Source organism: Bradyrhizobium erythrophlei, from assembly GCF_042430365.1.
Lineage (GTDB): Bacteria > Pseudomonadota > Alphaproteobacteria > Rhizobiales > Xanthobacteraceae > Bradyrhizobium > Bradyrhizobium erythrophlei.
The window spans coordinates 1-17552 of the sequence record NZ_JBHMET010000074.1 but is presented as its reverse complement, the minus strand read 5'-3'; the positions used below and the strand labels follow the sequence as shown (position 1 = coordinate 17552).

Sequence of the window (17552 nt, the reverse complement as noted above, 5' to 3'; positions counted from 1 at the left end):
CGCACATGCTTCGTCAAACCGATGATTAACCATGTCGGCCGTGCGTTCACGCAAAATAAACGCTATCCGCCAAAACCGCGCGGCGATGACGACGTGGTGAATCGAAACGCCGTTTCTGTTTACCAAACCGATGCGGTTTTCATTGCTTATTGACCACGTGCAACGGCGTTGAGTCCGCGCCGCGCGAAACGAGTCACGACGAAACAGTACAGAGTACGTCGATGTTCAAGAAAACCACGCTTGCGCTGCTCGCCGGCGCCTCCTTCCTGTGTGCGGCCCCCCATCAAGCCCTCGCGTTCGACCAGCCGCCATCAAATGAGCCGACGGTGCTCTACGCGCCGCGGCCGGTGCCGCAGCCGGTGCGCACCGCCTACATGCAGCCGCGCTCCAACATGGGCGGCGGCTTCATCGAGTTCCTGTTCGGCGACGCGCCGTCGTCGCAGGGCTACTACCCGCAGCAGCCGGTGTACCAGCAGCAGCCGGACTATTATGGACGGCGCGGTCTGCCGCCGATGGATCCGCAGCAGCAGATGCTGCGCCAGCAGCAGGAAACGGCGCTCGATCCGGCGCAGCGTCCGTTCGATCCGCAATATGAAAAGCAGTTGGTCGAGTATCACGGCAAGGAAGGCGCCGGCACCATCGTCGTCGATACGCCGAACAAGTTCCTCTATCTGGTGCAGGGCGACGGCCGCGCGCTGCGCTATGGCATCGGCGTCGGCCGGCCCGGCTTCACCTGGTCGGGTGTCAAGACGATCTCGGCCAAGAAGGAATGGCCGGCCTGGACCCCGCCGCCGGAAATGCTGGCGCGCCGTCCCGATCTGCCGCGGCACATGGAGGGCGGCCCGGAGAATCCGCTCGGCGCACGCGCAATGTATCTGGGATCCTCGCTCTATCGCATCCACGGCTCCAACGAGCCCTGGACCATCGGCACCAACGTGTCGTCCGGCTGCATCCGGATGCGCAACGAAGACGTGATCGACCTCTACGGCCGCGTCAATGTCGGCGCCAGGGTGGTCGTGATGTAATCTTTGCCCGCGAAGCCCGGATGCAGCGAAGCGAAATCCGGGGGCTCTTTCCCCGCGGAGTGAGTGGTCCCGGATTACGCTGCGCTGCATCCGGGCTACGCAAACAAAAACGGCCGCTCGAGCAGAGCGGCCGTTGTTCATTTCAGATTATCGATCAGGCGTAGTCGCTATCGCCGCCGCCGTCGTCGAAGCCGCCGTCGTCATCGAAGCCGTCGGCATCATGGTCATCGCGGTCGTCGTCGTTGGTATCGTTCGACGCCTGGTCGAACAGGCCGGCACGGGAGCCGGAATTGTCGCTGCCGCGGCCACCCGACGAACCGATGTCGTTGATCCCGGCGTCACGCGCCAGATCGCTCGACGACTGGTCGCTCCACGGGCGCGAGCCGCCGCCGAGGCCGCCTTGGTCGCCAAAGGCCTGGTGGCTGCCGCCGCCCATCATGCCGCGGATGCTGTTGAGTAGCAGCGAGCCGCCGACCACGCCGGCCGCGGCCGCCGCGGCCGTGCCGAGGAACGAGCCGCCTCCGCCCCCGCCGCCGAATGCCGGCGGCTGCGGTCCGCCATAAGGCTGGCCGTAAGGTTGGCCATAGCCCGGCGGTTGCGCCTGCTGCATCGCCTGGCCCGAATTCCAGACCGGGCGGTCACGGCCCATGTCGGGGGCGCGCACCGGCGGCACCGAGCCGTGCGGCTGGTCCTTGCCGAAGATCGCATCGCGCATCGAATCGAGGAAGCCGCCGGATTGCGCTTGCGTAGGCTGCTGTTGGCCGAGCGCGGCCTCGAGCTGCTGGATGCGGTCGTCGGCGCGCTTCAGCGCCTCGTCCTGCACCAGCGCCGTCTGGACCAGCGCATAGACCGCATTCGGCGCCGTGCGCAGCCCCTGCATGATCGCGGACATCGCCTCGGAATCGCGCGGGGCGTTTTCCAGCTTGGCGAGCCGGTCGAAGAGATCGTCAATCAATTGGCGTTCTTGCGGTGTCATGGCTGTCTCCATCGCGTCGATCGAATCGGCGCGCCGCATATCTAGGGCGGGGTTTGCGGCGCAAGGAGTGGGGAGCTGGATTAAATTTATGTATGCGACAATACGCCCGGGCCGATTTCCTGAACCATATCAAGCCAGTGTAACATTGTTCAGGGCCAGCAGGCCGGCGAAATCCTCGCTAGCGAGGTAGCCGTATTCGGTCTCGCGCTGCGTCGTCAGCGGGTCGAGGCTTTTCAGCGTTTCGTCGACAAAGCCCGGATGGCACATCACGAGGCCGTCCTCCGGCAGGCCGTCCAGGAACTGCCGCATCAGTGCGCCGAAGTCCGCTGCTCGGGTGAAATCATAGGCGCCGGCAAACGCCGGGTTGAACCGCAAGCCAAGCCGCGCCGCCTTGCTGCGGAACTGCGCGCTCAGCGTGTCGAGCACCAGCGCCTTCGGCGCGGCGAGCCGCTCCGCGAGCTTGAGGTTGCCGCCGCCCTGGCGCACCCAGGCATCGGCAGCACGCTCCTTCACCGCGCGCAGGAATCCGTCGCGGACCTGCGGGAACAGCTGCACATGCTGGTGGCCGTCGACGAAGTCGGGCGCACGGCCGAACAGGTCCTTGAACGCATCGACCTGTGCCAGCACCTCGGCATGAACCAGCTCGGCGTCGAGCCGCCGCAACAGCCCGCGGCGCAACAGCTTCGGGAAGGGCAGGAACATGTCGCCGTCGAGCGGCCGGAAATGCAGCGTCAGCGGCCGGAACGGCGCGGTCAGCGTCACATGCAGGCCGATCGCGCAGCGCGGGCTCTTGCCGGCAGCCGCCTGCAGCGCCGCCGCGGCATCGCGGCCGATCGCAGGCGTCACCAGCATCACCGAGGTCGCATTGAGCCGGCCGCGTTCGATCAGCGCAAGGATCGCGCGGTTGACGCCGTCGCTCAGGCCATAGTCATCGGCGCACAGCCAGATCCGGCGCGGCGGCGCGGCACCGTTCATTCGGCGGCGGTCCGCTCGGTGGCGTTTTCGGCAGCACCGCCGTCGGCGCGCTTCTCGGTATGCTCGGCGACGAAGTAGATCGGCCGCGCCTTCAGTTCAGAGAGGATCTTGCCGATATATTCGCCAACGATGCCGATCATGATCAGCTGCACGCCGCCGATCGTCATCAATCCGATCACCAGCGACGGATAGCCAGGGACCTGCTTGCCGGTGGTCCAGACCTCCCACAGGATCGACAGGCCGAACAGGAAGGCGGCGCCCGCGAGCAGCACGCCGAGCAGGCTGGCAAAGCGGAGCGGCGCCACCGAGAACGAGGTCAGGCCCTCGATCGAGAGGCCGATCAGCCGGCCGGCGCTGAAGGTGGTGACACCGTGCGCGCGCGGCGCCGGCTCGTAATCGACGCGGATCTGGCGGAAGCCGATCCAGCTCGCCAGTCCCTTGAAGAAGCGGTTGCGCTCGGGCAATTGCCGCAGCGCCGCGGCGGCGCGCGGCGACAGCAGGCGGAAGTCGCCGGCGTCTTCCGGGATCTTCTGCCGGGCGCCCCAGTTGATCAGCGCGTAGAAGCCGCGCACGGCAAGGCGCCGCGCGGCCGATTCATTGTCGCGATGCGCCTTCGCGGTATAGACGACGTCGTAGCCGTCCTCGATCCAGTGCGCGACCAGCTTTTCGACCAGCGTCGGCGGATGCTGGCCGTCGCCGTCCATGAACAGCACCGCGCCGCGGCGGGCGTGGTCGAGGCCTGCCATCAGCGCGGCTTCCTTGCCGAAATTGCGCGACAGCGACACCACCTGGACGTCGAGCGCGTCGGCCGAGAGGCCGCGCGCGATCGCGAGCGTCGCGTCCTTGCTGCCGTCGTCGACATAGACGACCTCGCAGGCGAGCCCGTAGCGCGCCCGCAAGGTCTTGGCGAGGTTGATCAGCCGCTCGTGCAGCAGCGCCAGTCCGGCAGCCTCGTTGTAGACGGGCACGACAATCGACAGCCCGCGCGCCGCGGCAGTGGCCGCGGTCGTGGTCAGGCCGGAAACGTCAGAGCCGAGCGTCATCGATCAATCCCACACGCATCCCTTGGGCAGACTATTCTACCGGCCGCTACCTGTCGCCAGGATGAACGAAACCGACGACTCATTGCCGCAGGAACGCCTTGAGTTTGGCGAACAGCGGGTTCTCGCGGTCGAACACGTAGTCGAGCGACACCACCGAGACGGTGTCGGCGCCGTGGTCGCGCAGGAAGCTGCCGAGCGCATAGAGCTTGCCGGGTGGGCAGTGCAGCGTCAGCATGCCCGAGGAGGTCGGGCCGCCGAACGGTGCCACCACGCCGAAGCGCTGATGCGCCTCCGACAGCAGCGCGTCGTTGCAGCCGGCGAAGCGGGTGCGAACCTCGCGATACTTGCTGGCGCGGGCGCGCGCGGCGATGTGGTCGAGGATCACGCGTGCGGTTTCGCGGGCGCCGCTCGACCAGTCGGCCTCCTTCGAAGCGACGAGGTTGGCCTGGCTGCGCAGGATCACGCCGTCGTCGAGCACTTTCAGCCCGTTGGCGGCCAGCGTCGCGCCGGTCGTGGTGATGTCGACGATCAGCTCGGCGGTGCCGGCCGCGGGCGCGCCCTCGGTCGCGCCGGCGCTCTCGACGATGCGATAGTCGCCGACGCCGTGCTTGGCGAAGAAGCCGCGCGTCAGGTTGATGTATTTGGTCGCCACCCGCATGCGGTGATTGTGCTGCTCGCGGAAGCCGGAGGCGACGTCGTCGAGATCCGCCATGGTGCGGACGTCGATCCAGGCCTGCGGCACCGCGACCACGACATTGGCGCTGCCGAAGCCGAGGCTGTCGATCAGCAGCACGCGCTTGTCGGCTTCAGGGATGCTCTCGCGCACCAGATCCTCGCCGGTGACGCCGAGATGCACCGCGCCGCGCGCCAGATTGGCCGCGATCTCGCTCGCCGAGAGATAGGCGATCTCGACATTGTCGAGCCCGTTGATGGTGCCGCGATAGTCGCGGGCGCCGCCGGGTTTTGCCAGCGTCAGCCCGGCGCGGGCGAAGAAGCCTTCCGCATTTTCCTGCAGCCGGCCCTTTGAAGGAACCGCAACGACGAAAGGCGTGCTCATGCCGCACCTCCGCGCGATGCCGGCTTGCCGTGTTTGGTCAAGGTCTCGATCCAGACCGAGAAGCCGACCGCGGGGATCGGGTCGGCCGCTCCGAGCTGCGTCATCAGCCCGTCATAGCGGCCGCCCGCGACCAATGGCTCGGCGCCGTTGCCGGTGGCGTGCAGCTCGAACTCGAAGCCGGTGTAATAGTCGAGGCCGCGGCCGAACGAGGTCGAGAACCGCGTCCGGTGGGTGTCGATGCCGCGCGCGGCCATGAAGCCGACGCGGCTCTCGAACTGGTCGATCGCGGCCGTGAGGTTGAGCTTGGCATCATTAGCCAGCGCGCGCAGCTGCGCGACCGCGTCGTCCGGATCGCCCGATATCGCAAGGAAGCGCTTGATGATGTTGACCGCGTCGTGCGGCAGCGCGCCGGCCTTCAAGGTCGATTGCTCGAGGAAGCGGTCAGCGATCTCGGCGACGCTGCGGCCGCCGACATTGGTGGTGCCGGCGATCGACATCAGATCGGTGACGAGCGCGAGCGCCGCCTTGCGGTCGGAGCCGGCGAGCGCGGCGAGCACGCCCTCATATTCATTGCGGCCCGGCGCGGTCAAAAGCGTCAGCCGCTCGATATCGTCGGTGAGCGAGACCTTGCGGTTGAAATCCTTGACCAGCCGCCGCCGCCACACCGGATAGAGATCGAGCGCATCGATCAGCGCGTTGAACAGGCCGACGTCGCCGGTGCGGATCTCGACATCGCTCACCCCGAACGCGGTGGTCGCCTCCAGCGCCAGCGCCAGCATCTCGGCGTCAGCCGCGGCGCGGTCCTGCCGCCCGAACGACTCGATACCGGCTTGCAGGAACTCGCTGGGACGGCCGTCGCGATAGCGGAACACCGCCCCGAGATAGCTGAAGCCCGCCGGCTGGCCGGCGCGCGGGGAGGCGAGGTAGTCGCGCGCCACCGGAATAGTGAGGTCAGGCCGCAGACAGAGCTCCTCGCCGGTGGCATCCGTCGTCAGGTAGAGGCTCTTGCGGATGTCCTCGCCGGAGAGGTCGAGGAACGGCTCGGCCGGCTGCAGGATCGCCGGCTCGGCCCTGAGATAGCCGGCCTGGGCGAACGACAACAGCAGCGTGTCCGCCCAACCGGCTGACACGTTTGCATTGATAGCAGCAGGTCCAGTCATCTCGACGTCCAAATCGCCCGGAACAGGGTTCCGGAGCGGGGTTCCAAAGCGGGTTCCAAGTTCAATTGGTGCAGCCCTTACCATGGCCGATGTGACGTTTCGACAGGGATCGGCCAAGTGGCTTAATGATTGGGTGCGTTAACGATTTTGCGACGGCTTGGCTAGGGGGCAGGGAGAGGGCGCCGTAGCCCGGATGGAGCGCAGCGAAATCCGGGTAGCTTTGTCGACGGCGCGAGCTGGCCCCGGATTACGCTGCGCTCCATCCGGGCTACGGACTGTTCCGCCAATCCCCGAGCACCGCCTGCACCAGCGCCAGCGCCGCAACGCCCGCGGTGTCCGCCCGCAGGATCCGTGGGCCCAGCGCAAGGCGCAGGATGTTGGGCTGCCGCGTCAGCAGGGCGCGCTCCTCCTCGGCAAATCCGCCTTCCGGGCCGATCAGGACGTCGATCCCGGCATTGGCCGCCGTAGCCGCCCGCAGCGCCTGCACGGGGTTTGCGACCTCGGCCGCCTCGTCGCAGAACACCAGCAGCCGCTCAGGAGCGCGACCGCCGAGGAAGCGGTCGAGCGTGACCGGATCGGCCACCTCGGCGAGCGAGATGATCCCGCATTGCTCGGCGGCCTCGATGACATTGGCGCGCATCCGCTCGCCATTGACCCTTGAGACCTGGGTGAACCGCGTCAGCACCGGCTGCAGCCGCGCGGCGCCCATTTCCACGGCCTTTTGCACCATGTAGTCGAGCCGGGCGTGCTTCAGCGGCGCGAACACATAGGCGATATCGGGCAGGCGGTCCTGGGCACGGGTCTGCGCCGTGATCGTGAGTGCATCGGCCCGCTTGCGCCCGCCGATCTCCGCGCGCCATTCGCCGTCGCGGCCGTTGAACACCAGCACCGCGTCGCCGGCGGCAAGCCGCAGCACGTTGCCGAGATAGTTGCTCTGGTTGCGCTCGAGCGACACGTTGGCGCCGGCGCTCAGGGCGGCGTCGACGAACAGCCGGGGAGCGCGAAAGTCCAATTCAGGCATAGATGATGGTCCGTTTCGGCCCGCTTGTAGCCTAAGGGCCTCAAATCAGGCGATAATTTAATGCGGCCGGCGCGTCCCTACGCCGCGCTGTCGCCCAAATCCACGGGTTGTTAAGGCTTCGCAGGAATCGTAAAAAGCCCCTCAAATTTCTTTGCTTCGTTTTGATGCGCTGGGGTTGCCTGGACCTTGCCGGAGAAACAACCTTGAGAATCCGCCGCCTGATCGTGCTCACCGTTGCCGCGACCGCCCTGTCCATGGGGCAGGCCGCCGCCCAGGGCGCATTTCCGGCCCCGCTCCCCAACCAGGTGCCTGCGAACAACGCCTCGCCGTTTCCACCAGTCAATGGCGCCGCGCCTTCGGCGAGCGTCAGCGCGCCGTCGCCGTTCCCGAGTGGCGGTGCCGCCCCGATCACGGGCGGGTTCTCCGCACCGCCGCCGTCCGGGGCGTCAGGTGGTGCGTCGGAAGCCTGCATGAAGAACTTCGTTCCGCTGCGTGAAGACGCCGAGAAGAAGGGCAAGATGATCAAGGCGGCGAGCGACCGCCATGCCAGCCCGGTCGAAGCCTGCAAGCTGATCGGCAATTACAGCCAGGCCGAGATCAAGATGATCAGGTATGTCGAGACCAACGCGGCCAAATGCGGAATCCCGCCGCAGATCGCCGACCAGCTCAAGACCGGTCACAAGAACACCGAGGCCTTGCTGAAGAAGGTCTGCAACGTTGCAGAGCAGGCCCAGACCCGCGCTCCGGCCGGTCCGAGCTTCAGCGACGTGCTGGGCTCGGCGGCCTCGGTGCCGGAAGCAACCCCGACCAAGAAGGGCGGCAGCACCTTCGATACGCTGAACGGCAACGTTCTCACCCGATGACCCTCCGCCGATGAGCGACGTCACCGCCCGCGTTGCCGACTCCACAGGCAACTGGGTCGATACGCGCGCGCCGGTATGGTCGCGGCCCTATCTCAGGCTGGCGCGCTACGACCGGCCGATCGGATCGTGGCTGTTGCTGATGCCGTGCTGGTGGTCGGCGGCGATCGCTGCCGGTGTCGCCCACGACATCAGGCAACTGCCGCTCGTCATCGTCCTGTTCTTCATCGGCGCCTTCGTGATGCGCGGCGCCGGGTGCACCTGGAACGACATCACCGATCGCGATCTCGACGGTATGGTCGAGCGCACGCGATCGCGGCCGATCCCGGCCGGGCAAGTCACGGTGCCGCAGGCGCTCGCATTCCTGGTCGCGCAGGCGCTGGTCGGGCTTATGGTGCTGTTGCAGTTCAACCGCTTTGCGATTCTGACCGGGATCGCCTCGCTCCTGATCGTCGCGATCTATCCGTTCATGAAGCGCATCACCTGGTGGCCGCAGGTCGTGCTGGGACTGGCCTTCTCTTGGGGCGCGCCGATGGGGTTTGCGGTGACGCTCGGGCGGATCGATCCGGCCGCGGTCATCCTCTATGCCGGCTCGATCGCCTGGGTGATCGGCTACGACACCATCTACGCGCATCAGGACGCCGAGGACGACGCGCTGATCGGGGTCAAGTCCACCGCCCGCCTGTTCGGCGCCCGCACCCATCGCGCGCTTGTGATCCTCTACGGGCTCGCGGTCGTGCTGATCGGTGTCGCGATGGCGCTTGCCGGCGTGCGCTGGGCCGGCTGGATCGGCTTGGCAGCCTTTGCGGTTCATCTGGTCTGGCAGATCAGGCGGCTCGACACCAGCGATCCGGCGCTGTGCCTGCGCATCTTCAAGTCCAACCGCGATGCGGGGTTGCTGTTGTTTGCAGGCTTGCTGGTTGATGCCGTGCTGCGCGCAATCATGTGAGCTTCGTAGGGTGGGCAAAGGCGCGCTTGCGCCGTGCCCACCATCGCGCACTCAGCTCGTGACGGTGGGCACGCTTTCGCTTTGCCCACCCTACGGATCCGCGGCCCTTGGCACTGATTTGCCCGACGGCGCAAGTGCCTTAATGAAGAATATTTCGGTTTTTCGGAATGGAAAATCAGTGTATGAATCCATCCGTCTCATCCGCCTGAGGGGCGCTTCGCGATCGTCACGAACGTGGTGTGAGATGCGGTGGACGCGGCGCGCGCAACTGACGAGTGCGGGCAACGCGGACGGCAGTCGTGTGGTCCTGACGCCCCAGTGGCAGGTGTCTCCTCGCAAGACGCGCGAAACGCTTTGCGAAGACGGTGACAAACAAGCCCGGTCTCGCCGGGGAGAGCACGAAATAAGCCGTGAAACCATCGCGCAGGGAAAGCCGGAGTCTTTCACCTGTGGTCCTACCCCCGTGCTTTTTGTTGCACGGGACCCATGGGTGCGATCGGCACCCGGCTTTCCCTGCGCCCTCTGTTCGATAGGAGGGGCAATGATGATGCAAAACTCGGACACATCATGTCGCGAGAACGCAAACTTACATCTGCGGGTTATCGAAGGTTGATCGCGCAACACACTCGGTGTCGTCCCGGGCTTGACCCGGGACCCATAACCACAAATGCGAATTGGTACGCGCCGCTGTGGCCGCAATCCTATCGACAACGACAGCCGGTGGCTATGGGTCCCTGCTCCCGTGCGCAATTGCGCACTAAGCAGGGACGACAGCGGTGATGTCGCACGGGACTGAGCGCAATTCAATTCCGCGCGATGATCTCGCGCTCGCCGCGATGCATGCTGGTGCCGTTGACCCGGAAGCCGGCGCGGCGGCGGACCAGGAATTTCGGACGGCGGGCGCGGATCGTGTTGTGGCGGCGGCGGCGCGACGCGGGCGCGCGCGGCGCCTCCTCGGTCAGTTGCGGAAGACGGAAGATCTCGCTCCACATCTGCCAGGCGGATGCGATCTCTTCCGGATCGGAACTAGTGCCGAGCGGAATGGTGAGCGAAGGGTCGCGATGGACCAGCACCAGCATCTGCGCATCGTCGATGCCGCGCACCGCGACACCGAGGAAGTCGCTGACACGAACATTGACCGCCATCCGCATGCCCTTGACGGCACGGCGCAGCACGACGCGTTCGCGATGAAGCTCGATTTGCCTCACGCCGCCATCCGCGCGCCCATCATGCGCGTGGAAGGAGAGCGGAAGGGAAAGAGGGTCGAGCCGCATCGCGCGGCTCGACCCGGCGGGATTGGTCCCGCTTGTTGATGTTTGACGCCTCACGGCTTGGTCTCCCCGCCGGGTGTTCCCGGTCGATGCGTGAGACCTTAGCCGAGGCGTTGCCGTTTCGGCTTAAAAAGCCTGGTTAATCAGGCGTCACCGGCGCTGCTTCTACGGCCATGATTGACAAGACCTTGGCGTGCATGATTGACGAAGCCTTGCGATGATGCCGAGAATCTTTGTTGTCTGGCGACGCAAAATGCTTGAAATCCCTGTGAATCCAGCACATCTGGATGGCTTGCAAAGTTCGGTTCCGACCCCCGTCCAAACCGCAGGAATTTGTTCGTGAACTCTTCACCATCTGCAGCTTCGTCGTCGCGACACGGTGATACCTCCGATCTGTTCGATCAATCCGCCTTGAGCGATCTGGCGCAGCGGCTCGTCGAGGCCGCCAGGCACGCCGGCGCCGATGCTGCCGACGCGATCGCGGTGCGCGGCGTGTCGCAGGGCGTCGAGGTGCGCGACGGGCGCGTCGAGGAAACCGAGCGCTCGGAAGGCGACGACGTCGGTCTGCGCGTGTTCGTCGGTCAGCGTCAGGCGGTGGTCTCGACCAACGACGTCAGCGGTGACGGGATCGCGAAGCTCGCCGAGCGCGCGGTTGCGATGGCGCGCGTGGCGCCCGACGACAAATATGTCGGGCTTGCCGATCCGTCGCTGCATGCGCGCGACTTCCCCGATCTCGATCTGCTTGATCGAAAAATTCCGTCTACGGCCGACCTCGAACGGCGTGCCATGGAGGCCGAAGCCGCGGCGCTTGCGGTGAAGGGTGTCACCAAGTCAGGCGGTGCCTCGGCCTCGACCGGGATCGGCGGCATGGTGCTGGTGACGTCGACTGGATTCCACGGCTCGTATCTGCGCTCAAGCCAGGGCATCTCGACGACCGCGATCTCCGGCGCGGGCACCGGCATGGAGCGCGACTATGATTTCACCAGCGCGCCGCATGCCGCCGATCTCGATTCCCCCGCCGATGTCGGCCGCAAGGCCGGCGAGCGCGCGGTGGCGCGCGCCAACCCGCGCAAGGTCGAGACCTGCAAGGTGCCGGTGATCTACGACCCGCGTGTCGCGGGATCGATGATCGGCCATCTCGTCGGCGCCATCAACGGCGCCTCGATCGCGCGCAAGACCAGCTTCCTGAAGGACCGACTCGGCGAGCAGCTGTTCTCGAAGGACATTCGCATCATCGACGATCCCTTGCGGGTGCGCGGCCTGCGGTCGCAGACCTTCGACGCCGAGGGCGTCAAGGTGAAAAAGCTCGCGCTGATCGACGAGGGCGTGCTGACCTCATGGATTCTGGATTCCGCGACCGCGCGCGAGCTCGGTCTGGTCACAACCGGGCATGCCCATCGCGGCGTGTCGTCGTCGCCGTCGCCGGGATCGTACAATCTGCATCTCGAGCCCGGCACGCTGACGCCGAGGGAGCTCATCGCCGACATCAAGCAGGGCTTCTACGTCACCGACCTGATCGGTTCCGGCGTCAACGGCGTGACCGGCGATTACAGCCGCGGCGCGTCGGGCTTCTGGATCGAGAATGGCGAGATCACCTATCCGGTGAGCGAGGTGACGATCGCGGGCCACCTGCTGCCGATGTTCAAGTCGCTGGTCGCGGCCAACGACCTGGAATTCCGCTACAGCGTCAACGCGCCGACGCTGCGCATCGAGGGCTTGACGCTTGGCGGACGCTGATACGGACGACTGGACCAAGGCGCGCGACGCCGCATTGCTGACCAAGACCGTGCACGAGGCAGGCCGCCTCGCATTGTCGCTGTTCCGCACCGAGCTGAAGAACTGGATCAAGGGCGCCTCGTCGCCGGTCTCCGAGGCCGATATCGCCGTCAACGACCTGCTCGAGGCGCGGCTGCGCGCGGCAACGCCGGATTACGGCTGGCTGTCGGAGGAAAGCGCCGATGACGCCACCCGCCTCGGCAAGCGCCTGGTCTGGATCGTCGATCCGATCGACGGCACCCGCGCCTATCTGGCCGGACGCGAGGACTGGTGCGTCAGCGTGGCGCTGGTTGAAAATGCCACACCCGTGCTCGCGGCGGTTTATGCGCCGGCCAGCGACGAGTTCTTCTTTGCCGCGCGCGGCCAGGGCGCGACGCGCAACGATCTCGCCGTGCACGCAACCGCCGGTACCGATTTCGATTTTCCGCGCATGGCGGGGCCGAAACCGCTGGTGCAGCGGCTGAGCCCCGCATCGGAAGAGATCACGCTCTATCCGCGGATCGGATCGCTGGCGCTCAGGCTGTGCCGGGTCGCGCAAGGCAGCCTTGACGCGGCCTTTGCCGGCGGGCAAAGCCGCGACTGGGATCTTGCCGCGGCGAATTTGATCGTGCAGGAAGCGGATGGTAAGATGACCACGCTCTCGGGGGATGCGATTGAGTACAATCGCCGGGAGGTATCGCATGGGGTGCTGGTGGCAGCAGGACGCGATCGTCATGCACGCATTGTCGAGCATTTTCGCGGCCGTCCGTTGCCCTGAGACCCCGTCGATCCGCACCACGCATCTGACCCAAGACCAGCGACTTAAGACCAGCGACCACCACGACCAGACTTGCTTGCCGGGCATCTCGTAAGGAAAAGGCCATCATGTCAGACAATGCCCAGCCGCAGCTGCTTCACCTCGTCATCGGCGGCGAGTTGATCGATCTCGAGCACAACACCTTCAAGAATCTGGACGAGGTCGACATCGTCGGCGTGTTCCCGAACTATGCGACCGCCTATGCGGCCTGGAAGGCGAAGGCGCAGCAGACCGTCGACAACGCCCAGATGCGCTACTTCGTCGTTCACCTCCACCGGTTGCTCGATCCGGAACAGGACGCAAAGCACTCCCATTGAAACGTCTATTTCGCGATTTGCTGCGCAGCGGCTTCGTGCAGCGCGCGTTGGGTGTGCTTGCGGCCGAGTATCTGCGGCTGGTCTGGCTGACCAACCGCTTTGTCTATGAGCCGGCCGACGTCTATGAACAGGTCGAGCCGATGATGCCGGCGATCTTCGTGTTCTGGCACGGCCAGCACTTCATGACGCCGTTCATCAAGATCAAGGAGAGCTACCGCGCCAAGGTCCTGATCTCCCGGCACCGCGACGGCGAGTTCAACGCGATAGCGGCCGAGCGGCTCGGTATCGGCACGATCCGCGGCTCCGGCGATCATTCCGGCGCGTTCCACCGCAAGGGCGGCGTCGGCGCCTTCAAGGAGATGGGGCGGGCGCTGGAGGAGGGCTGGAATGTTGCGACCACCGCCGACGTGCCGAAGCGGGCGCGGGTGGCGGGGCTCGGCGCCATCATGCTGGCTCGGGAGACCGGCCGGCCGATCCTGCCCCTTGCCATGGTCACCAGCCGCTTCATCCGGTTGAAAAACTGGGATTCCAGCACCATCAATTTGCCATTCGGGCGCGGCGCAGTGGTAGGTATTGAGCCGGTCCACGTGCCGCCGGATGCCGATGCCGAGACGATGGAGAAGCTTCGGTTGCAGGTGGAGACCCTTCTGAACGAAGCGACCCGACGCGCCTATGCAGCCGTTGGGCGACCGGAGGCAGCGCTTGGCTAACTCGCTCCCGATGACGTTGCGCGTTTACCGCAAGCTGTCGTCAGCGATGGTTCCGCTCGCGCCTGCCCTGATCAAGCGGCGGCTGAAGCTCGGCAAGGAAGATCCCGAACGCGTCGGCGAACGGCGCGGCGTCAGCGCCGATGTCCGGCCGCACGGACCGCTGGTCTGGATCCACGGCGCGAGCGTCGGCGAGGTGTTGGCCGCGGCGGCGCTGATCGAGCGGCTGCGCGCATTGAACCTGCGCATTCTGGTGACCTCGGGGACCGTGACCTCGGCCGCAATCGTGGCAAAGCGCTTTCCGCCCGACGTAATCCATCAATACGTGCCGTACGACTCGCCGCGCTATGTCGCGCGGTTCCTCGATCACTGGCGTCCGTCGCTGGCGCTGTTCATCGAGTCCGATCTATGGCCGAACCTGATCCTGTCGAGCGCGGCCCGGCGGCTGCCGATGGTGCTGATCAACGGACGGATGTCACAGCGTTCCTTCCCGCGCTGGCGCCGCGCCTATGGCACCATCTCGGCGCTGCTCGGCCGGTTCGATATCTGCCTCGCACAGTCGGATACGGATGCCGAACGCTTCGCCGCGCTCGGCAGCCGCAACGTCATCACGACCGGCAATCTCAAGCTCGACGTCGCGGCGCCGCCGGCCGATCCCGCCAAGCTGGAGCGGCTGATGTCGGTGACGCGCGGCCGCCCGATCGTGGTCGCGGCGTCCACCCATCCGGGTGAAGAGGAGGTCCTGATCGCGACGCACAAGACGCTCGCGGGATTTTTCCCCGGGCTACTGACGGTGATCGTGCCGCGCCACGCTGACCGCGGCGAGGCGATCGCGCGCCTCGTGACATCGTCCGGTCTCCATCCCGGCCTGCGCTCGCATGAGGATTTGCCGGTCGCGACCACCGACATCTATGTCGCCGACACCATGGGCGAGCTCGGCCTGTTCTACCGGCTGGCGCCGATCGTGTTCATGGGCGGCTCGCTGGTCGAGCATGGCGGGCAGAATCCGATCGAGGCGGTGAAGCTCGGCGCCTCGATCGTGCACGGTCCGCATGTCTTCAATTTCACCGACGTCTATGACGCGCTGGATCGTGCCGGCGGCGCCCGGCGCACCGACAGCCAGGAAGCGCTGGTGAAGCAGCTCGGCCAGTTCCTCGCCGATCCCGCGGCGCGTGACGCCTCGCTCGCCGCATCCGAACGCGTGGTCGAACAGCTTGGCGGCGCGCTGGAGCGCACGCTCACCGCGCTCGAGCCTTATCTGTTGCAGCTGCGGCTCGAGATGGGAGCCGCCAATGCGTGAGCCGGCCTTCTGGCACCGGCCTTCGTCTTGGAAATCGCATCTGTTGAGGCCGCTCGCGGCCATCTATGGCGCCGTCGCCGCGCGGCGCATGCGGCGTACGGGGCTTGACGCCGGCATCCCCGTGCTCTGCGTCGGCAACTATCATGTCGGTGGCGCCGGCAAGACGCCAACGGTGCTGGCACTGGCGAAACTGCTGCGCGAGCTCGATGAGCTGCCGGTGGTGCTCAGCCGCGGCTATGGCGGCCACTTGCGCGGCCCGGTCAAGGTCGATCTCAACAGCCACACGGCGGCGGATGTAGGCGACGAGCCGCTGATGATGGCCTCGACATTGCCGGTTGTCATTGCGCGCAATCGTGCCGACGGCGCGGCGCTCGCGCTGGCGCAGGGCGCGAGCGTCATCCTGATGGATGATGGATTCCAGAACCCGTCGGTCGTCAAGGACGCCTCGCTGATCGTGATCGACAGCGCGCGCGGACTTGGCAACGGCCGCGTCATCCCGGCAGGCCCGTTGCGTGCGCCGCTCGTGCCGCAGTTCGCGCGCACCGATGCGCTGATCGTGGTCGGCGAGGGGGAGGCGGCGCGGACGATCGCAGCCGAGGTCGCGGACCGCGGCAAGCCGGTGCTGGCGGCGCATTTGAAGCCCGACGAGGCCTCGCTCGCGGCGCTCCGCGGCAAGCGCGTGCTGGCCTTTGCCGGCATCGGCGATCCCGCGCGCTTCTTCAACACGCTGAAGACCAGCGGCGTCGACGTCGCGCAGAGCCGCGCGTTCGCCGATCATCATGCGTTTGCGAGAGGCGAGATCGAGGAACTCGTCGCCGATGCCCGGCGCGAAGCGCTGACATTGGTGACGACAGAGAAGGATCTTGCGCGGCTGCGCGGTGCCGACGGCCTGCCGGCCGGGGCGCAGGCGATCGTGCCGTTCGCGGTGACGCTGGAATTCGAAGAACCCGCGGCGCTGCGGCGCTTCGTGACGGATCAGTTGTTCAAGGCGAGGGAAGGGAAATTTCGCAAGTCGGCCTAGCTCTGCGGCTTCGGCGCACCTGGGAAATGGCGCTGCAGCACGGCGCTCGGAACGGCGTAGGCCTCCTGCAGGTCGACGCTCCAGTACTTCAGTTCGTCGAGCGGAATCCGCGCATCTGTTATCGCGCAGCGCACATAGGTGCCGGGCGAGATCACGCGGAAATCGCCGTCGAGATACTGCACCTGCGCTTCGCCATGGCCCGAGGGACCGAACTTGTTCAGCACGATTGAGCTCTCCGCTATGCCTCGCACGAGGCTTACTGGATGTTCATGAAGCCGTCTATCACAGATAGGATGGCATGTCCGCCCGTTAAACCACCGACTTGTGATGATTTGGCGGCGGAGGTGCATGGTAGCCTTGCAGGCGTGGTTAGCTGTGTGTCCAGCTCCATCAAGACACGGCCGGATCGGATGCGTCTCAAGTCAGTCTTCACCCTTCTGGCGATGTTTGCCGCGCCGCTTGCCGCCGCGGCACCGCTGCCCGCCCCACATCAGGTCGAGATTCCCGACGGCAACGTCACCCTGCACGCGCAGCTCTACCGGCCCGACGGCGAGGGGCCGTTTCCGACCGTGATCGCGCTGCACGGCTGCGGCGGCCTCGCCGGCCATTCCGAACCGGTGCTGCCGCGCTACCGCGACTGGGCCGAACAGCTCCTGACCACGGGTCATGCGGTGCTGCTGCCGGACAGCTACGGCTCGCGCGAGCTCGGTCCGCAATGTCGCGTCCGGGAGCGCCAGGTCCAGGCCCGCCGCGAGCGGGTGGCCGACATCACCGCGGCACGGCAGTGGCTGGTGCAGCAGAAATGGGTGGCGCGCGACCGCATCAGCCTGGTCGGCTGGGGCAATGGTGCCGGCGCACTGCTGTGGGCGGTGCGGCCGCAGCTATCGTCGCGTGGCGCCGGGCCGGACTTCCGTTCGGCGATCGCCTTCTATCCGGATTGCCGCTCGTCGTCCGGCCTTGGTTGGAGCACGCGGGTGCCGACGCTGGTCCTGATCGGCGGCCGCGACGATGTCTCCTCGCCGTCGGCCTGTCACCAGATGGTTGACGGCGCGCGCGGCCGCAGTGCGCTCGCGCGGATCGTGGTCTATCCCGACGCCTATCATGATTTCGATCGTGCCAACCTGCCGCTGCACGCAATCGGCGCGTCTACCGATGCGACGCTGCCCGAGCGCGGCCATATCGGCACCGACACCAATGCGCGCCACGATGCGCAGAAGCTCGTTGCCGAGTGGTTGGCGCGCTAGGAGCCTGTCCAGTTAGCTCCGGGAAGGCGGTTTTATCCTAATGATAGCGGTTCA

The 17552-nt window shown here is 66.3% G+C and carries 18 protein-coding genes; 10 read left to right on the top strand and 8 right to left on the bottom strand.

The annotated features are described in order from the left end of the window. The first annotated feature begins 221 nt into the window (after window positions 1-221). Window positions 222-1025, top strand: coding sequence for a L,D-transpeptidase (locus tag ACFFWD_RS13720; RefSeq protein ID WP_376965859.1), 804 nt, complete (start codon window positions 222-224; stop codon window positions 1023-1025). Window positions 1026-1179: 154 nt separating this feature from the next. On the opposite strand, the gene ACFFWD_RS13715 is transcribed toward ACFFWD_RS13720, so the two are convergent. The 6 genes from ACFFWD_RS13715 to ACFFWD_RS13690 form a co-directional block, all read right to left on the bottom strand. Then, on the bottom strand, window positions 1180-2001 hold the full coding sequence (locus ACFFWD_RS13715) for a DUF2076 domain-containing protein (RefSeq protein WP_376965857.1): 822 nt from the start codon (window positions 1999-2001) through the stop codon (window positions 1180-1182). Between the two features lie 129 nt (window positions 2002-2130). Then, entirely contained in the window at window positions 2131-2976 is an 846-nt protein-coding gene (locus tag ACFFWD_RS13710; RefSeq protein ID WP_376965855.1) for a ChbG/HpnK family deacetylase, read from the bottom strand. Then, complete coding sequence (locus ACFFWD_RS13705) at window positions 2973-4019, bottom strand: glycosyltransferase family 2 protein (protein WP_376965854.1); 1047 nt, start codon at window positions 4017-4019, stop codon at window positions 2973-2975. Before ACFFWD_RS13705 ends, ACFFWD_RS13710 begins: the two co-directional genes overlap by 4 nt. A gap of 79 nt (window positions 4020-4098) precedes the next feature. Further along, the gene (hisG, locus tag ACFFWD_RS13700) at window positions 4099-5076 is read right to left on the bottom strand and encodes an ATP phosphoribosyltransferase (RefSeq protein WP_376965852.1); all 978 of its coding nucleotides are present in this window, start codon (window positions 5074-5076) and stop codon (window positions 4099-4101) included. After that, complete coding sequence (locus ACFFWD_RS13695) at window positions 5073-6236, bottom strand: ATP phosphoribosyltransferase regulatory subunit (protein ID WP_376965850.1); 1164 nt, start codon at window positions 6234-6236, stop codon at window positions 5073-5075. Before ACFFWD_RS13695 ends, hisG begins: the two co-directional genes overlap by 4 nt. Window positions 6237-6504: 268 nt before the next feature. Further along, complete coding sequence (locus ACFFWD_RS13690; RefSeq protein WP_376965848.1) at window positions 6505-7257, bottom strand: 16S rRNA (uracil(1498)-N(3))-methyltransferase; 753 nt, start codon at window positions 7255-7257, stop codon at window positions 6505-6507. 164 nt (window positions 7258-7421) lie between these two features. Here ACFFWD_RS13690 and ACFFWD_RS13685 point away from each other — a divergent pair, with 164 nt between their 5' ends. Beyond that, window positions 7422-8120: a hypothetical protein gene (locus ACFFWD_RS13685; RefSeq protein WP_376965846.1), complete on the top strand. Its 699-nt coding sequence runs from the start codon at window positions 7422-7424 to the stop codon at window positions 8118-8120. Window positions 8121-8130: 10 nt separating this feature from the next. Next, entirely contained in the window at window positions 8131-9066 is a 936-nt protein-coding gene (ubiA, locus tag ACFFWD_RS13680) for a 4-hydroxybenzoate octaprenyltransferase (RefSeq protein WP_376965844.1), read from the top strand. Between the two features lie 803 nt (window positions 9067-9869). On the opposite strand, the gene ACFFWD_RS13675 is transcribed toward ubiA, so the two are convergent. Next, window positions 9870-10394 carry a DUF6101 family protein gene (locus tag ACFFWD_RS13675; protein WP_376965842.1) on the bottom strand — a complete coding sequence of 175 codons (525 nt, stop codon included), beginning with the start codon at window positions 10392-10394 and terminating at the stop codon, window positions 9870-9872. Between the two features lie 282 nt (window positions 10395-10676). Here ACFFWD_RS13675 and ACFFWD_RS13670 point away from each other — a divergent pair, with 282 nt between their 5' ends. The 6 genes from ACFFWD_RS13670 (at window position 10677) to lpxK (ending at window position 16254) form a co-directional block, all read left to right on the top strand. After that, entirely contained in the window at window positions 10677-12074 is a 1398-nt protein-coding gene (locus tag ACFFWD_RS13670; RefSeq protein ID WP_376965840.1) for a TldD/PmbA family protein, read from the top strand. After that, window positions 12061-12870 (top strand): 3'(2'),5'-bisphosphate nucleotidase CysQ, encoded by an 810-nt coding sequence (locus ACFFWD_RS13665; protein ID WP_376965838.1) that lies wholly within the window; start codon window positions 12061-12063, stop codon window positions 12868-12870. Before ACFFWD_RS13670 ends, ACFFWD_RS13665 begins: the two co-directional genes overlap by 14 nt. A 107-nt stretch (window positions 12871-12977) precedes the next feature. Continuing rightward, window positions 12978-13226, top strand: coding sequence for a DUF4170 domain-containing protein (locus ACFFWD_RS13660; RefSeq protein WP_376965836.1), 249 nt, complete (start codon window positions 12978-12980; stop codon window positions 13224-13226). Further along, entirely contained in the window at window positions 13223-13936 is a 714-nt protein-coding gene (locus ACFFWD_RS13655; RefSeq protein WP_376965834.1) for a lysophospholipid acyltransferase family protein, read from the top strand. Before ACFFWD_RS13660 ends, ACFFWD_RS13655 begins: the two co-directional genes overlap by 4 nt. Further along, window positions 13929-15233, top strand: a complete 1305-nt coding sequence (locus ACFFWD_RS13650) for a 3-deoxy-D-manno-octulosonic acid transferase (RefSeq protein ID WP_376965832.1) — start codon at window positions 13929-13931, stop codon at window positions 15231-15233. The genes ACFFWD_RS13655 and ACFFWD_RS13650 overlap by 8 nt, the downstream gene beginning before the upstream one ends. Then, on the top strand, window positions 15226-16254 hold the full coding sequence (gene lpxK / locus ACFFWD_RS13645; RefSeq protein ID WP_376965830.1) for a tetraacyldisaccharide 4'-kinase: 1029 nt from the start codon (window positions 15226-15228) through the stop codon (window positions 16252-16254). Before ACFFWD_RS13650 ends, lpxK begins: the two co-directional genes overlap by 8 nt. Here the strand turns inward: lpxK and ACFFWD_RS13640 are convergent. Then, window positions 16251-16478 carry a DUF2093 domain-containing protein gene (locus tag ACFFWD_RS13640; protein ID WP_376965829.1) on the bottom strand — a complete coding sequence of 76 codons (228 nt, stop codon included), beginning with the start codon at window positions 16476-16478 and terminating at the stop codon, window positions 16251-16253. The genes lpxK and ACFFWD_RS13640 overlap by 4 nt on opposite strands. 186 nt (window positions 16479-16664) lie before the next feature. Between ACFFWD_RS13640 and ACFFWD_RS13635 the strand changes: the two genes are divergently transcribed. Next, on the top strand, window positions 16665-17498 hold the full coding sequence (locus tag ACFFWD_RS13635) for a dienelactone hydrolase family protein (RefSeq protein ID WP_376965827.1): 834 nt from the start codon (window positions 16665-16667) through the stop codon (window positions 17496-17498). Window positions 17499-17552: the final 54 nt, after the last annotated feature.

Bases quoted from the DNA above. Each gene is read 5' to 3' on its own strand.
- ACFFWD_RS13720 (WP_376965859.1), top strand. From the start codon at position 222: ATGTTCAAGAAAACCACGCTTGCGCTGCTCGCCGGCGCCTCCTTCCTG.
- ACFFWD_RS13715 (WP_376965857.1), bottom strand. From the start codon at position 2,001: ATGACACCGCAAGAACGCCAATTGATTGACGATCTCTTCGACCGGCTC.
- ACFFWD_RS13710 (WP_376965855.1), bottom strand. From the start codon at position 2,976: ATGAACGGTGCCGCGCCGCCGCGCCGGATCTGGCTGTGCGCCGATGAC.
- ACFFWD_RS13705 (WP_376965854.1), bottom strand. From the start codon at position 4,019: ATGACGCTCGGCTCTGACGTTTCCGGCCTGACCACGACCGCGGCCACT.
- hisG (WP_376965852.1), bottom strand. From the start codon at position 5,076: ATGAGCACGCCTTTCGTCGTTGCGGTTCCTTCAAAGGGCCGGCTGCAG.
- ACFFWD_RS13695 (WP_376965850.1), bottom strand. From the start codon at position 6,236: ATGACTGGACCTGCTGCTATCAATGCAAACGTGTCAGCCGGTTGGGCG.
- ACFFWD_RS13690 (WP_376965848.1), bottom strand. From the start codon at position 7,257: ATGCCTGAATTGGACTTTCGCGCTCCCCGGCTGTTCGTCGACGCCGCC.
- ACFFWD_RS13685 (WP_376965846.1), top strand. From the start codon at position 7,422: ATGCGCTGGGGTTGCCTGGACCTTGCCGGAGAAACAACCTTGAGAATC.
- ubiA (WP_376965844.1), top strand. From the start codon at position 8,131: ATGAGCGACGTCACCGCCCGCGTTGCCGACTCCACAGGCAACTGGGTC.
- ACFFWD_RS13660 (WP_376965836.1), top strand. From the start codon at position 12,978: ATGTCAGACAATGCCCAGCCGCAGCTGCTTCACCTCGTCATCGGCGGC.
- lpxK (WP_376965830.1), top strand. From the start codon at position 15,226: ATGCGTGAGCCGGCCTTCTGGCACCGGCCTTCGTCTTGGAAATCGCAT.
- ACFFWD_RS13635 (WP_376965827.1), top strand. From the start codon at position 16,665: ATGCGTCTCAAGTCAGTCTTCACCCTTCTGGCGATGTTTGCCGCGCCG.